This window comes from Thermogemmatispora tikiterensis (genome assembly GCF_003268475.1).
GTDB classification, from domain to species: Bacteria; Chloroflexota; Ktedonobacteria; order Ktedonobacterales; family Ktedonobacteraceae; genus Thermogemmatispora; species Thermogemmatispora tikiterensis.
Window position 1 is genome coordinate 2741897 of record NZ_MCIF01000002.1, and the last position, 14028, is coordinate 2755924.

Below are 14028 nucleotides of genomic sequence, written 5' to 3' on the forward strand. Positions count from 1 at the left end.
GATGCGAGCGCCTCCTCAGCTAGCTCCCGCCGTCCCGCCCTACTGGCGTGCAACAGCCGCCGGGTTAAAACGATAGAGACGGGCGGGTCGGTGGGTTCCTTCCATTTTCTTGGCTCCGGTATCCTCCAGAATACCGGTGGAGAGAATCTTCTTGCGGAAATTACGCTTATCCAACTTGCGGTGAAGAATGATTTCGTAGACGCGCTGAAGCTCGCGCAGCGTGAACTGCTCTGGCAGCAAGTTAAAGGCGATGGTCGTATACTCCAGCTTGCCTCGAATACGCTGGAGCGTATAGGCCAGGATCTTGGCGTGATCAAAGGCCAGTTCCGGCAGATTGTACATCGAAAACCAGCCGACATCACTGGCATCATCCGCTGCCCGCACCTGCAAGCGCTCCGAGTCCAGAAGGGCATAATAGACCACTGTAATCACGCGCATGCGCGGATCACGACCAGGGTCACCAAAGGTATAGAGCTGCTCTAGATAGACGTCCTGAACACCAGTCTCCTCATGCAGCTCACGCTTGGCTGCATCCTCCAGCGACTCATCGATGCGCACGAAGCCCCCAGGGATCGCCCACATGCCCTCATACGGCCAGGAGCGCCGTTTGACCAGCAGCACTTGCAGATCTGACTGGCGAATGCTCATCATCACCACGTCAACGGTCACCGATGGCCGCTCATACTTCGAGGGGTCATAATGATGGGCCTGAGCCTCTGCACTCGGTTTCTGGCTTTGCCCACTGCTCATCTGCTCGTTCTGCTCACCCATAGTTGTCATCTGGAATAAGGTAAGAAAGCCAGGAGACAGCTCAGTGGTGAAAAGAGGCCACACTCAGGATGGCGGCGCGAGAGCAAGATGCGTCGGTCTCTGGGTCAGGTAGCCGCTGCGAGAAGCGTGCACCTTTCCCCGGTGCCCGCTCGCTCATCCATTGCGTGTTGTGCCACGCTCCTCACAATGCGTGTCTCGTTTACGCTAAAATAGCTGACTCCGGCACTTCTGTCAAGTGGGAACGCTTAGAGTGGCTGGCTCTCCCAGTTCGAGAGGAACGCCCCAGGCCCCATCGCCGCCAGTCGGGCCGCCATTGTCCCCTGACGACGGCTGTGATATACTGGCACAGGCAGCACAAACATCTGTTCAGTTGTGGGGGAGAGCCATTGATGGCAGGTCTAGACTTGCACCAGATCGATTCCTACACCATCGCCGAGAAAATCAAGGAGAACGCCAGTGGCACCCTTTACCGCTGTCAGCCGACGAAACGCTCCCGTGCTGAGGTCTTTATCAAGGTCAGTGCTCTCCCCTTGCTTACCGAGGCCGACCAGCAGCTGTTTCAGGAACGAGCGCGCCAGCTCAAGAGGCTCTCTGGCAATCGCACCATCGCCTCGGTGAGAGACTACGGCTTCTTTAGCCAGCCCGCCGGCGATCGGCTCTACGGTTATCTCGTGTTGCATGACTTGCCCGGCAAGAGCATCGAGCACTATTTTCAAGAACAGCCTCGCCTGTTCCCTGATCAAATTTTGCCGGTGCTGCTGGCTATTGGCGATGCCCTCCATGTGGCTCACCAGCGCAAGGTGCTGCACGGTAATCTCTACACGGGCTGCATCCTTGGCGAGCCTGCTAATGCTGTGCTGACCGACTTTGCTCTGGCCTGCCGCCATGGGAGCCTGACGTATGACGACGAGCCCGCGGCCCTGCCATATAAAGCCCCGGAGCATCTGCGCGGCACTCCCTCGCTGGCCAGCGATCAGTACGCCCTGGCGGCCCTGGTCTATCACTGGCTCTGCGGGCGCCCGCCCTACGAGGGAGGGACGGCCTCAGAACTGCTATCTCAACAGGAACGCCAGTTGCTGATCAGACCGCGCGACCTGAACCCGAGCATTTCAGCAGAGCTAGAGGCAGTTCTCCTGCGGGCACTGGCTCTTGATCCCGCCGAGCGTTTCCCTCATGTGCGCGCTTTCGCCGATGCCTGTCTGGCCGCCATCAAGGGCCTGCCTCATCTCTACCTGGTGCAAGAGCGCGAGAGTCCGGTCGAGCGACCAACTATTCAATCTCCCTCTCCGGCGCTGACGGCATCGCCCAGCGAGATCAGCCCTGTTGTCATGCAGCGGGCAGCCTCAGCGCTACCGCTACCGACCAGCGCTGTTCCCGCTCATCCCGCCCCAGCTGCTCCCTCCAGGACACTGGCCCGGGAAACTGCACCCGCTGGTACAGCCCTGCCGAAGGGAGAGAGGCCTGCAGAGGGGGAAGAAGCGGAAGGTCTCCTGGCCGTCGTACGGGCCGATCTGCGCCAGGGCGGTATTCTCTCGCGCAGTCTGCCAGGCTACGAAGAGCGGCCTCCCCAAATCGCTATGGCCGAGGTTGTGGCCCGTGCCCTGGAACAAGGACACCATGCCATTCTCGAAGCGTCAACCGGGACCGGTAAATCGCTAGCTTACCTCGTTCCCATTGTTCGCTCTGGCCGCGTAGCTATCATCAGCACCGCCAACAAAGCGCTGCAAGAGCAGCTCTTTTACAAGGATATTCCTTTCGTCCAGCAGCACATCAAGCCTTTCGAGGCGGCTCTGGTCAAAGGCATGGGAAACTACATTTGTCTGGATCGCCTCGAGAACGAGCGCCTTGGCCTGCAGCTCTACACCAAGAATCGCGAGTTCCGCCGTCTCTACGAGCTGACCCAGGACCCTGACGCCGATTTCAACGGCGATATCGAGAGCCTTGATTTCCCTCTCTCTGCCGACCTGCGCAGCCGTATCGTGGCCGAGCGTGATCAGTGCGCCTGGAGCAAATGCCCTTTCTTCTTCGACTGCTATGTTCGACAGATGCGCCTGCGCGCCGAGCAAGCTCAGATTATTGTGGTCAACCATACGCTGCTGCTCCTCGATGCGGCCCTGGAGGGTCACCTGCTCCCCGAGCGGGATGTCATCGTGCTGGACGAAGCTCACCACCTTGAAGAGGAGGCCACGCGCGCCTTCACGATCACCATCAGTCCCAACCAGATTCGAACGCTGCTCGCCCAGCGCATGCTGAAGGAGCATAGTCGCCTGAGCCTCCAGGATGAGGCCGAGCGTGCCTGGCTCACAACCTGGCACCGCCTGGAGCAGTTGGCTCGTTCCTGTGGATCCGGCTCACGCCTGAACTTGCAGAAACCACTGGAGGAGGGCTTGCAGCTGGCGACCGTCATCGCCCAGCTCGCCGATTCCTTGCGTCAGGAGCGCCCCCGCGATCTGCCGGAAAAGGAGAGCACGCTCTACGATCGGCTGCTCAAGCGCACGCAGAATCTGGCCGAGCACATTCGCATCGTGTTCTCCGTCAATCAACCCGAACGTTATGTCTATTACCTGGAACGTGCGCCACAACCAGGACAGCGTGGCAATCATATCGAGGTTTCAGCGGCTCCGCTCGATGTGACCTCCTGGCTGCGCGAGAAGCTGCTCAAGACCCCGGTCCTCATCTTCACTTCGGCCACACTGGCTACTACCGGGCCACACCCACTGCGGCCCGAGGAGAAGGGTCCCCACTTTGCTTATTTCCGACAGCGCATCGGCCTCAGCTACGAGGATATGCCAGAGGTAGAGGAACGGATTCTTCCCCTGACCTTTGACTACGAGCGGAATGCTCTGCTTTACCTGCCGCGCCATTTGCCCGAACCAGCTTATGGTGGAGGCGAAGCCGTGCGACGCTATACCGAGGCTATCGCCGGCGAAATGTTGCACCTGGTCAACGCCTCTCAGGGCCGCGCCTTCTTACTCTTCTCCAGTCAGCGCATGCTAGACGCAGTCTACGAGCTGCTGCAGGCGAGTGCCGTGCCTTTCCGCTTGCTACGCCAGGGCGATTGGCCACGCAACGAGTTGCTGCGCCAGTTTAAAGCGGAGCCTGCAGTTCTTTTCGGTCTCAAGAGTTTCTGGGAAGGGGTCGATATCCCCGGCGAAACCCTCTCGCTCGTGGTCATCGATAAGCTGCCATTCGACCCGCCTGACGACCCGGTCCACGCCGCCCGCGTCGCGCTCATGAAAGAGGCCGGCGAGAACTGGTTTGGTTCCTACGTTCTCCCCCAGGCCGTACTGCGCCTCAAACAGGGTTTGGGCCGTTTGCTGCGCACACGCGAGGATCGCGGCGTGATGGCCATTCTCGATAGCCGTATCTACACCAAGAGCTATGGCCGGCAGATTTTGAATGCCCTACCGCCCGCCCGTCGCACCGATCGGCTGGAAGAGGTTTACCATTTTTTCCAGAATGGGCGTCAGCCTTCCCTGGGAGCGGACAATTGACAGATGTTCCGGTACTAGGCATTATTGCGCACTCGGCAATATCAATGGGGAAACAGGATCTTTTTCTAAGACAATTGACGCTCCGGGTAAAGCTGCTATACTAGGAAGTGCATTCCGACGCGAGTGAGAGAAGTTCTTGTATCCAGCGGTACAGGGAGAACTGCATGAGCAAAGTCAAGATGCGCTGCATCAACTGCGGCAAGCGATTCCAGTCGGTTAATGCTAAAGAAGCCCTTTGCCCTGAGTGTAATCAGAAATCGCGGAGGGAGAAGCAGGTCACCAAAACAGGACCACAGCGACCGGTGAGCGCGCCCCGCCCAGTGCCACCACCCCCGCGGCCTCCCAGCTCTCCAGGAGGGACGAACCATTGGCTTGATCATCTGCAGGATATCAAGGTCAGTGAGCCGGAGCCACCTGTGCGTTCCAGATCACCACAGGGGCCAGCCTCTCGCCTTCCTGCCGATGCGCGTCACCCGGGGCGAGAAGGTCCACGGCCACGACCTGCGGAGCGCCCTCTACGCGCAGAGCGGGAGCGGGAGCGAGAACGGGAACGGGAGTGGACAGGGCCACGTGGCCCCGCCCAGTACTGGGAAGCAGAGCGCCGGGGTCCTCTCTTCCGCGGCGGTTACTCTTCGTTGGGTCAGCGTCCACGTTCTCCCGTGGAAAGCGTTCCGGCGCGCGGCCCCCGTCAGACCGGTCCTTTCTCCAAACCCGTCGGTGCTGGCTCTGGCCCCAGCTTCGGCCCTAGCGGGAAAGGAGGCGCTCGACCGGGATCGAGCCAGGCCGCCCACCACCATCATCATCGACAGGCAAAGGAGCCCGCAAAAGCAGCGAAGCCTCTCCCACAGTCGGTCAAGCCCAAGCGCGAAAAAACGCCTCCGCCGGCCCCGTTCGTGCCTACTCCGGAGCAGATAGCGTTGGTCGAAGCACGCTACAAGGAGCTGGCCCAGCCCGTTGAGTTTGACGGCATCCGAACGCGGATTGCCCACGAGCTGAATATCCCTAAATCGGCAGTAAAGAAGATCGTTAAGGCCCTGCGCGAGCGCGAGGGGCTGCCAAGCTGGTGGGAGGTCCAGCCCTATCGAGGGAACAGCGAAGAACTGGCGAAGATCCGGTCCCTGTATGAGCCGTTTCTCCCTGTACCTCCAATCGGCGTCCATCGTACCATCGCGCAGCAGCTTTCGCTCAAACCCGCTGTGGTTTACCAGGCGATCCGCCTCATCCGCCAGGAGCTGAAGCTGCCGCAGTACAATGATCCTAGCCTGCATACTCAGGAATTGACAACGGGCCTGCAGGCCGGGGACAATAAGCAAGCGGTGCCAGCCTTGCCGGCAGGTACTATGATGGTCACCTCGCCCACTCCCGAGGCCGTCTCTCTCCCTCGGGAGAGCGCTGGCTCGGGAAGCGTCGAATCTACATTGCACGCCGCCGAGAGCCAGCCAACCTCGGAGGAGTAATCGGCAAGAGCCGGGCTGGCTCCTGGCTTGCTCTTCTGCCTGCACGGTTGAGCCAGACAGCCCCGGCCCGCTCTTGGCTTGAGGAAGGCAACTATGCAAGACTGTCTGTTCTGCAAGATCGCCAACGGCGAGATCCCGAGCAAGATCCTTTATCAGGATGCTGAGGTCGTCGCATTTGCGGACATCAATCCACAGGCACCCCATCACGTGCTGCTGATTCCGCGGCGCCACCTGGCTTCGATGAAGGAGGTGACGGAGCAGGATGGGGCCTTACTCGCCCACCTCTTTGTCGTCGCCAACAAGCTCGCTCAGGATTTCGGCCTCTCCGAGCGCGGGTTCCGCTTTGTGACCAATGTCGGACCCGATGCCGGACAATCGGTCTTTCATCTGCACTTCCATCTCTTGGGCGGGCGCCCGTTCGGCTGGCCGCCCGGCTAGCCCTGCGCGCCGGCCCGGCCCGGTCCGGCTTACTCTGGGGCGAGAATCGCCAGCGCCTCCTGGCCTGGCTCCGCATCACCGCGGCCTCTCGCCCCTCTCGTCATTTCGGCATGGTTTGACTGAGCCAATCCGAGTCGTTACTGTTCCGCGAGCTGGTGGAAACAGGTGGGTTGCTTCGGGTTGGGTCTCTACGGCCCCGCGGTAGGATCGCCGGCCTTTGGCAAGCCGGTCTCGCTCTCTGGCCTCCTCTCGCATGCCTTGTCTCTGGCTCCTCTTTCATCAGCCAATAGAGAGGCAGGCAAAGCTGTGAATGAACCGCCCAGACGAGCCAAGCTGAGTAAGAGGAACAGACAAGCGCCCAAGCAACTACCGGGTCTGAGCGAAGGCTGGCACCACGGGCCGAGCAGCGCTGAATCCATCGGTAAGATTTCTACAAAGGCCAGGGATGTCTTTATGCGCATTGCTATTGACTACACGACGGCTATCAGGCAGGGGGCAGGCATCGGGACCTATATCCGCTGCCTGGTTGAGGCCCTGCTCGCTCAAGATCAGGTGAACCATTATGTCCTGTTGAGCAGCCAGCCCCCCCAGGAGGGACGTACTTTCCCTCAAGCTGAGCATGTGACGATTCGGCGTATTCCTATTCCTGAGCGCTACCTCAACATTATCTGGTATCGCTGGCAGCTCCCTCCCTACGCGAATTGGTTCACCGGCCCTGTCGATCTCTACCACGGTCCGGACTTTGTCCTGCCGCCTTTCAGCCGCTTTGGCCGCCGTCCAAGAACCGTGGTGACTATCCATGACCTGGCGTTCCTGGAGTATCCCCAGTACGCTGTTCCTTCACTGGCCGCCTACCTGCGCGAGGTGGTCCCTCGCGCGGCTCGCACCGCTGATGTGGTCGCCACGGTCTCTCAGGCTTCGGCTCACACGCTCACGAAGTATCTGGGAACCCCTCCCGAAAAGATGGCCATTATCTCCCCTGGGGTAGGTCGGGCCTTCCGGCGCGTGACCGATCCTGTGCTGCTGGAGGCCACACGCTATAAGTATGGCCTGAAACACCCTTTCGTCTTGACGGTGGGGACCAAGGAGCCGCGCAAGAACCATCTGGGTCTGATCCGCGCTTTCCATCAGGCCCTGAAACACAAGCCGCGCCCGAAAATGTTGGTCATCGTCGGTGGCCCGGGCTGGCTTTATGAGGAGACCGAGCAGGAAGTGGTCCGCCTGGGTCTGACGGAGAAGGTGCGTTTTCTGGGGCATGTGAGCACCCTCGACCTGGTGATGCTCTATAGCATGGCCGATGTCTTCGCCTACCCTTCCTTCTATGAAGGCTTCGGTATGCCCGCCCTGGAGGCTTTGGCCTGCGGCGCCCCCGTGGTCACCTCGAACACCTCTTCGCTGCCCGAGGTGGTTGGCGAGGCCGCCCTCAAGGTCGATCCTTATGATGTCGAGGCCCTGGCTTCCGCGATCACGCGCCTGCTCGCAGACCAGCAGCTCTGTGAAGAGCTGCGGCAGAAGGGCTTTGAGCAGGCGAAACGCTATACCTGGGAAGCCTCGGCACGTAAAATGCTCCTGGTCTATCAGAAGCTCTACGAGGGCCTCACGGACTTCACTACGCTGGAGGCTTCCTATGCGGATCGGCATTAATGCGCTCTTCTTCCGCCACCCCGCCAGCGGGAGTGGCCAATATCTGCTGCACCTGCTCAGGGCCTTGACCACGCTTGATCAGCGCCATGAGTATGTCCTTCTGGGACCCCGCCCCGAGCCTTTGCCGTTCACTCCTCCTTCCCAAATGCGCTACGTCACGGTTCCCGTCCCCTCTCTATTGGCCCGGAGCGAGAATATTGAAAAACTGCTCTGGGAGCAGATGACCTCACCACGCGCGGCCCGACGCCACGGCGTTGATCTGCTCCATATTCCCTACTTCGCGCCGCCGTGGCGGGCCTCCATGCCAGTCATCGTCACGGTGCACGATGTGATTCCCTGGCATATGCCCATTTATCGTGCCGGGGCCAGGATCGAGGCCTATATGCGACTCATCTCCTACACAGTGCGGCGCGCTACCCTGATTATTACGGTCTCCGAGCATGCCAAGCGCGATATCGTCGAAACGCTGAAGCTGCCTCCTGAGCGCATCCGCGTGATCTACGAGGCCGCCGGCGAGGAGTATCGCCCGGTGCACGACCCCGAGCAACTGGCCAGAGCGCGCGCACGTTACGGCCTGGCCGAGCATCAACGCTATGTCTTCTACCTCGGGGGATTGGATGTCCGTAAGAATGTTCCGCAGCTGGTGCGCGCCTTTGCCCATGTCTACGAGCGCCTGGGCGAGCCAGATTTGCGCCTCTTGATTTCGGGCGATCCCGACCGCCAGCGCGGCCCACGCTTCCCCGATCCCCGTCCGGTGGCCGCCGAGCTGGGCATCGCCGATAAGGTGATTGTACGTTTCGTGCGTGATGAGGATAAGGCCGCTCTCTATAGTGGCGCCGGCCTGTTCGTGTTTCCCTCGCTCTATGAGGGCTTCGGCCTCGATCCTCTGGAGGCCATGGCCTGCGGCGCCCCCGTGGTCTGCTCGAATCGGACTTCGCTGCCCGAGGTCGTAGGCGACGCAGCTCTATGCGTTGATCCTACCGATCTGGACTCCCTCGTGGATGCAATGTATGCTGTTCTCAGTGATATGAGACTTGAGGCAGACCTGCGCGCTCGCTCGCTGCGCCGCGCTACGCAGTTTAGCTGGCAACGGACCGCAAGCGAGACGCTGGCCGCCTATGAAGCAGCTTTATCGCTGGAGAGAGCTTAGTGCAATGCGCGTTCTGACGATCTCTAAGGCCTATGTCGCCGGCACTTCTCACCGTAAGCTGGAGGAGCTGGCTAAGTGCCCCGGTGTCGAGCTGATCGCTGTGACCCCTCCTTATTGGCTGGCCGATGATGGCAGCAAGCAGGAGCTGGAACGGGTCTACCTGGAGGGCTATGAGCTGATCGTGACGCCTATGGCGCTCAATGGCCATTTCCATATTCACTACTATCCTCAGCTCAGCAGTATTATGCGCCGCGTGCGCCCCGATATTGTGCATATCGATGAGGAGCCGTATAATTTCGCGACCTACCAGGCCATCCGCCTGGCTCGACGCTATGGGGCGCTGCCCATTTTCTCGACGTTCCAAAACCTTTATCGCCGCTATCCTCCTCCCTTCCGGCAATTTGAGCTGTATTGCTACCACCAAGCCCAACACGCTCAGGCCTGCAACAAGGCAGCAGGCGAGGTACTGCGCCGCAAGGGCTATAAGGGCAAGATTCATTTGATTGCCCAGTTCGGGGCCGAGCCAAGCCTGCACTATCCCGATCCTCAACGCCGGCCCTACCAACCGGGAGAGCCGTTTATCCTGGGCTACGTGGGCCGCCTGAAAGAGGAAAAGGGGGTACCGCTGATTATCGAAGCCCTGGCGATGCTGCCAGAGTGCTGCCGCGTGGTCTTCATTGGCTACGGACCCTTGCGCGATGAGTTGGAGCGCATGGCCCAGCGCCTGGGCGTGGCCGAACGCGTGACCTTCCTGGGTAGCTTGCCAAGCTATAAGGTGTCCGACGAAATGCGCAAGATGCATGTGCTGCTGCAGCCTTCACTGACACGCCCCAACTGGATGGAGCAGTTCGGGCGTTCGATGGCTGAGGCCATGTGCTGTGAGGTCCCCGTGGTAGGCTCTAGTTCGGGCGAGATCCCTGTGACAGTAGGCGATGGCGGCCTGATCTTCCCCGAGGGCGATGCCCGCGCTATGGCTGAGTGCGTGCGCCGCCTGCTTGAGGATCAGGACCTCTATCAGCGTCTGGCGCGCCAGGCCCGCCAGCATATCTTGCAGAATTATACGCAGGAGGCAATCGCCCGCAAGACGTACGAGGTTTTTCTGGAGATGCTGGCTGAACGCGACGCTGCCGCCTCAACGCCGACCTCTGTCTCTTGAGTGGCCCGATGGCAATGCGACGCTCCGCTCTCCTCTGGACACGTGTTCTGCGCCGGCGGCCAGCTCCCTGGCTGCTCTTCTTGCTTGGCACTGCGCTCTTCGTCGAGAGCGCCTGGCAGGTCTTTCTGGCACCAACTGACCTGCTACGTTATCAGTGCTATGCCTTGCTGTTCTGGTTCGGCAGCACAGCCCTGCGTTGGCTTCCGGCGCAGCAGTGCACCTTCCTCCCGCTCCACGGAGTCCAACCCCCCTTTCATATTCTGCCCCAGGAATATCCTCCGCTGACAATTGTGCCTTTCTCCCTTCCACTGCTTGTCCCACCTCCTTACTATACCCTGACCTTTGCTCTGCTGATGCTCACTATCTCCTCCGTTTTGCTATGGCTTCTGTATCGCTTCGTCTCACCGGAGGCAGCCCTGGGCGGTGCACTGCTGCTCTTCTTGGGAGGAGGACCTCTCCTTCAGGTACGCTATGATCTGCTGCCTTCCCTCTGCGTTCTGGTCTGTCTGCTGGCAGCCCAGCGTGAGCGGTGGACACTGGCCTACCTCGCCCTGGCAAGCGGCACGCTCCTCAAGCTCTATCCCCTGCTGGGCCTGCCAGTGCTCTTTCTGGCCGAGCAGCAGCACCTCAACGCTGGTCAGCAGCCGCTGAAGAAGATTGCCTCCTGGCGCTGGCGCCATCTGCTGCTCTTCGCAGCAACCGTGGTAATGGTCAGCACTTTCTTCGCCTTGTTCAATCCCGAGGGTGCGCTGCTGGAGCCGCTGCGTTACTTCAGTCAGCGCCCTCCCCAGATCGAATCGCTGGCCGCGAGCCTGCTCTGGCTGAGCAGCCTGGTTGGCGCCGGCCAACCGCTGCAGCTCCTCTTCAGCTACGGCTCCCTCAACGTTGCCAGTCCCCTGGCGCCCGCCGTGAGTCTCCTCCTGACGGGCCTGCTCTGTATCGGCCTCTTGCTTACGCTCTGGTTGCAATACAAAGGTGCCTTCGACCTCTGGGAGAGTATGCTCGCTCTCTTGCTGCTGCTCATCACCACCGGGAAGGTCTTTAGTCCGCAATATCTCCTCTGGGTCATTCCCCTGGTTGTGAGCTCTACCCTGAGTCGTACCACCCCAGCCCGCGCTCGCTCCTGGCAGCTGATCTGGCTTGCCATCTGCCTGCTGACAAGCTCAATCTATGTTCTCTACTATCCTCACCTGGCCGACCCGTCTAGCGCGCCCCAGGTCGCGCTGACGCTGCCCGGCTTCTTCGAGCTTATTCTGCTGCGCAATGCCCTTGTGCTCGCGGCCACCCTTGGTCAGTTTGGCTTCGGTCTCCACCGGGCGTTATGATATAGTGAAACAGACGCAGCGATGGTCGCGTCGCTCGAGTGGTCAGGCCAGTCAGGAGGAGGAGCTGTTTCTATGGATGACGCATTTCTCGGCTATTTAGTCAAAGGAAGATACAAGCTGATTGACCAGATCGCAGAGGGAGCTTTTGGCTCAGTCTACATTGCTCGTGATTTAGAAACTAACTATCTGTACGCTGTGAAACTGCTTCATGAGAAATTTCTGCGCAATACGGAGATCTTACAGCGTTTCCAGCGTGAAGCCTCGCTGCCGCTAGGTATTGATGATCCCCACATCGTCCATGTCATCGACTACGGCTGGGATGGACAGGTCCATTTTATTGTTATGGATTATGTCGATGGTCACAACCTGCGCGCCATTATGCAGCGCCGCGGTCCATTCCCCCTGGAAACAGCCCTGGCCTACGCTGAGCAGGTTGCCCTTGGACTAGAGGCGGCTCATTGTCGCGGCATTGTGCACCGTGACCTCAAACCACAGAATATCCTGGTGAATAACCGGGGCGAAGTAAAAATTACAGATTTTGGTCTGGCTCGCGCCAAGGACACCCCAACGATCACTGAGACTGACGAATTCATGGGCACGGCCTACTACATTTCTCCTGAGCAGATCGACAGTGGCCACGCGGCAGACATTCGCTCTGACCTTTACTCGCTGGCGGCCATTCTTTTCGAGATGCTGGCAGGAAAACCGCCCTATCGGGGCAACAACGTGATGGAGCTCATTATCAAGCATAAAAACGAGCCTATTCCAGCGCTACGACCGCTGCGTCCCGATCTTCCTCTTATCGTCGATCAGTTTTTCCAAAAAGGCCTGGCCAAGCGACCCGAGCAGCGCTATCAAACGCCCCAGGAATTTATCGAGGCGCTGCACAACCTGCGCCGCGTCATGGCCAGCCATCCCCAGTCAGCCAGCCTGCCCCCCTCCTCAACCGGTCCGCTGGCCCTCCCCGAGCAAAGCACAGTGATCGAGACAGCAGCGCCCCGAGCCGCAGCCCGACTCGTCCACCTGGCCACGGGGGAAGCCTTCCCATTGGCCAGCCAGGAGATGATTATCGGGCGACGTGATCCCGTGCGCAATCTCTATCCCGATATCAGCCTGGCTGACAAGATGGTGGGAAGGCGCCATGCCTGCATCCGCAATCGTCAGGGCACCTTTACCGTTGAGGACCTCCACTCACGCAATCGCACCCGTCTCAATGGCCGCTTTCTGCCGCCTGGTGAAGAGCGAGCACTCAATCACGGCGACATCCTGCGTTTCGGCAATATTGAGATGCGCTTCGAGCTGATCAACGGCCACCAGGCTCCAACGGCGGATAAGGAGGGAGAGGAGGCAGCGAGCTAGCTCGCTCATTGGCCCATTTGCTCGCCTGTCCCCTCTGCTTCAGCCCTGGCCAGCAAGATAGTCAGGCAAGGCCGCCACCGAGGGCAGCAGCACCTCGGGACGCTCTTCAGGCCGGCTCTCCTTGAGCAGAGGCGTATGTGGCCCATGCTTGCCAGTGCAGACCAACAGTGCCCGCAGGCCAGCTCGTCTGGCCCCCTGGACGTCGTTGACCAGATCGTCGCCTACCATCAGCGTCTCTTCCGGCGCCGTTCCCAGCAAGCGCACGGCCTCCTCAAAGAAGGCCCGCTCTGGCTTCCCAATGACCACAGCCTGTTTGCCAGAGGCCAGCTCCAGGGCGAAGACGAACGGCCCGCTATCGAGGCGCAGCCCATCGCTCACGCGCCAGTAGAGATTTTTGTGCATGGCTACCAGATCGGCGCCGGCCATCAGCAGACGAAAGGCCCGATTCATATTCTCGTAGGAAAGCAACTCCTCGGCTCCACCGATCACTACCGCAGCGATATCCTCCCTCTCCACGTCGTCCGGCCTGAGTGGATCAACCAGCTCAATGCCCGCGAAATCAGCTGCAGTATCGCCTTTGCTGAGCAGCCAGCAGCGTTTGCCAGGATAGACGCGGCGCAAATAGGCCGCGGTGGCCATCGGAGCCGTGATCAGCTGCTCAGCGGAGACCGGCAGCCCGATCTCCTGGAGACGCTGGGCCAGCGTTGAGCGAGCCATTGTCGTCGTATTGGTTACAAAAGCATAGCGATAACCATGCTGCTCCAGCCAGCGCAGCGCTTCGGCAGCGCCTTCAACTGGCCGCATACTCACATGCAGCACCCCATCGATATCCAGCAGCACACCGCGGACAGTCCTCATCAGGCATCTCCTTCTCATCAGGCTTGATCAAATAAAGCTAGACACTGTAGAAGTCTCCCTACTGATAAGAAAACAGACATTCTTTACAGTGGAGAGTGCATACACTCTCTTCCTCGAAAATGGCCTCTTCGCCGCAGATCTCCTGAGCGTGAGGCTCTGCAACGCCGGAGAGCCTTCGTTATCACTATATGCGTTCCTGGCCTGCGCAGCAAGAAGTGCTGGTGCTTTTACTCGAAGAGTAACCTGTTATCGTATCTTGCCCGGCCTGTCAGCAGAGGTTCCCGGAGATGGGAGCAATGAAAAAAGCCACGTACCAATGACACGAGACAGGGAATGATGCTATAATAGCCGCGAGGAATAGCCTTTAAGTAGGAGA

The 14028-nt window shown here is 59.9% G+C and carries 10 protein-coding genes; 8 read left to right on the forward strand and 2 right to left on the reverse strand.

Annotated features, from left to right (window positions below; all coding sequences use genetic code 11):
• Positions 1-39: 39 nt before the first annotated feature.
• Positions 40-750, reverse strand: coding sequence for an NUDIX hydrolase (locus A4R35_RS11095; protein ID WP_170293056.1), 711 nt, complete (start codon positions 748-750; stop codon positions 40-42).
• 410 nt (positions 751-1160) lie between these two features.
• Here A4R35_RS11095 and A4R35_RS11100 point away from each other — a divergent pair, with 410 nt between their 5' ends.
• The 8 genes from A4R35_RS11100 to A4R35_RS11140 all read left to right on the forward strand — a co-directional run bounded on the left by A4R35_RS11100 (position 1161) and on the right by A4R35_RS11140 (position 12794).
• A complete protein-coding gene (locus A4R35_RS11100) occupies positions 1161-4265 on the forward strand; it encodes a helicase C-terminal domain-containing protein (protein ID WP_189361670.1) in 3105 nt (1034 codons plus the stop codon).
• Between the two features lie 917 nt (positions 4266-5182).
• Positions 5183-5722, forward strand: coding sequence for a hypothetical protein (locus A4R35_RS11110; RefSeq protein ID WP_112429331.1), 540 nt, complete (start codon positions 5183-5185; stop codon positions 5720-5722).
• 93 nt (positions 5723-5815) lie between these two features.
• A complete protein-coding gene (locus A4R35_RS11115) occupies positions 5816-6160 on the forward strand; it encodes a histidine triad nucleotide-binding protein (protein WP_112429333.1) in 345 nt (114 codons plus the stop codon).
• Between the two features lie 453 nt (positions 6161-6613).
• On the forward strand, positions 6614-7804 hold the full coding sequence (locus tag A4R35_RS11120) for a glycosyltransferase family 4 protein (RefSeq protein WP_112429335.1): 1191 nt from the start codon (positions 6614-6616) through the stop codon (positions 7802-7804).
• Positions 7788-8954, forward strand: a complete 1167-nt coding sequence (locus tag A4R35_RS11125) for a glycosyltransferase family 4 protein (protein WP_112429337.1) — start codon at positions 7788-7790, stop codon at positions 8952-8954. The genes A4R35_RS11120 and A4R35_RS11125 overlap by 17 nt, the downstream gene beginning before the upstream one ends.
• A 4-nt stretch (positions 8955-8958) precedes the next feature.
• On the forward strand, positions 8959-10110 hold the full coding sequence (locus tag A4R35_RS11130) for a glycosyltransferase family 4 protein (RefSeq protein WP_112429339.1): 1152 nt from the start codon (positions 8959-8961) through the stop codon (positions 10108-10110).
• 8 nt (positions 10111-10118) lie between these two features.
• On the forward strand, positions 10119-11435 hold the full coding sequence (locus A4R35_RS11135) for a glycosyltransferase 87 family protein (protein ID WP_112429341.1): 1317 nt from the start codon (positions 10119-10121) through the stop codon (positions 11433-11435).
• Positions 11436-11507: 72 nt separating this feature from the next.
• Complete coding sequence (locus A4R35_RS11140; protein WP_189361672.1) at positions 11508-12794, forward strand: FHA domain-containing serine/threonine-protein kinase; 1287 nt, start codon at positions 11508-11510, stop codon at positions 12792-12794.
• A 39-nt stretch (positions 12795-12833) separates the two neighbouring features.
• On the opposite strand, the gene A4R35_RS11145 is transcribed toward A4R35_RS11140, so the two are convergent.
• Positions 12834-13652: a TIGR01458 family HAD-type hydrolase gene (locus A4R35_RS11145; protein WP_189361674.1), complete on the reverse strand. Its 819-nt coding sequence runs from the start codon at positions 13650-13652 to the stop codon at positions 12834-12836.
• Between the last annotated feature and the right edge of the window lie 376 nt (positions 13653-14028).

Excerpts from the sequence above, each read along its gene's own strand:
- A4R35_RS11095 (WP_170293056.1), bottom strand. The coding sequence starts at position 750 with ATGAGCAGTGGGCAAAGCCAGAAACCGAGTGCAGAGGCTCAGGCCCAT.
- A4R35_RS11140 (WP_189361672.1), top strand. The coding sequence starts at position 11,508 with ATGGATGACGCATTTCTCGGCTATTTAGTCAAAGGAAGATACAAGCTG.
- A4R35_RS11115 (WP_112429333.1), top strand. The coding sequence starts at position 5,816 with ATGCAAGACTGTCTGTTCTGCAAGATCGCCAACGGCGAGATCCCGAGC.
- A4R35_RS11120 (WP_112429335.1), top strand. The coding sequence starts at position 6,614 with ATGCGCATTGCTATTGACTACACGACGGCTATCAGGCAGGGGGCAGGC.
- A4R35_RS11130 (WP_112429339.1), top strand. The coding sequence starts at position 8,959 with ATGCGCGTTCTGACGATCTCTAAGGCCTATGTCGCCGGCACTTCTCAC.
- A4R35_RS11100 (WP_189361670.1), top strand. The coding sequence starts at position 1,161 with ATGGCAGGTCTAGACTTGCACCAGATCGATTCCTACACCATCGCCGAG.
- A4R35_RS11135 (WP_112429341.1), top strand. The coding sequence starts at position 10,119 with ATGGCAATGCGACGCTCCGCTCTCCTCTGGACACGTGTTCTGCGCCGG.
- A4R35_RS11125 (WP_112429337.1), top strand. The coding sequence starts at position 7,788 with ATGCGGATCGGCATTAATGCGCTCTTCTTCCGCCACCCCGCCAGCGGG.
- A4R35_RS11145 (WP_189361674.1), bottom strand. The coding sequence starts at position 13,652 with ATGAGGACTGTCCGCGGTGTGCTGCTGGATATCGATGGGGTGCTGCAT.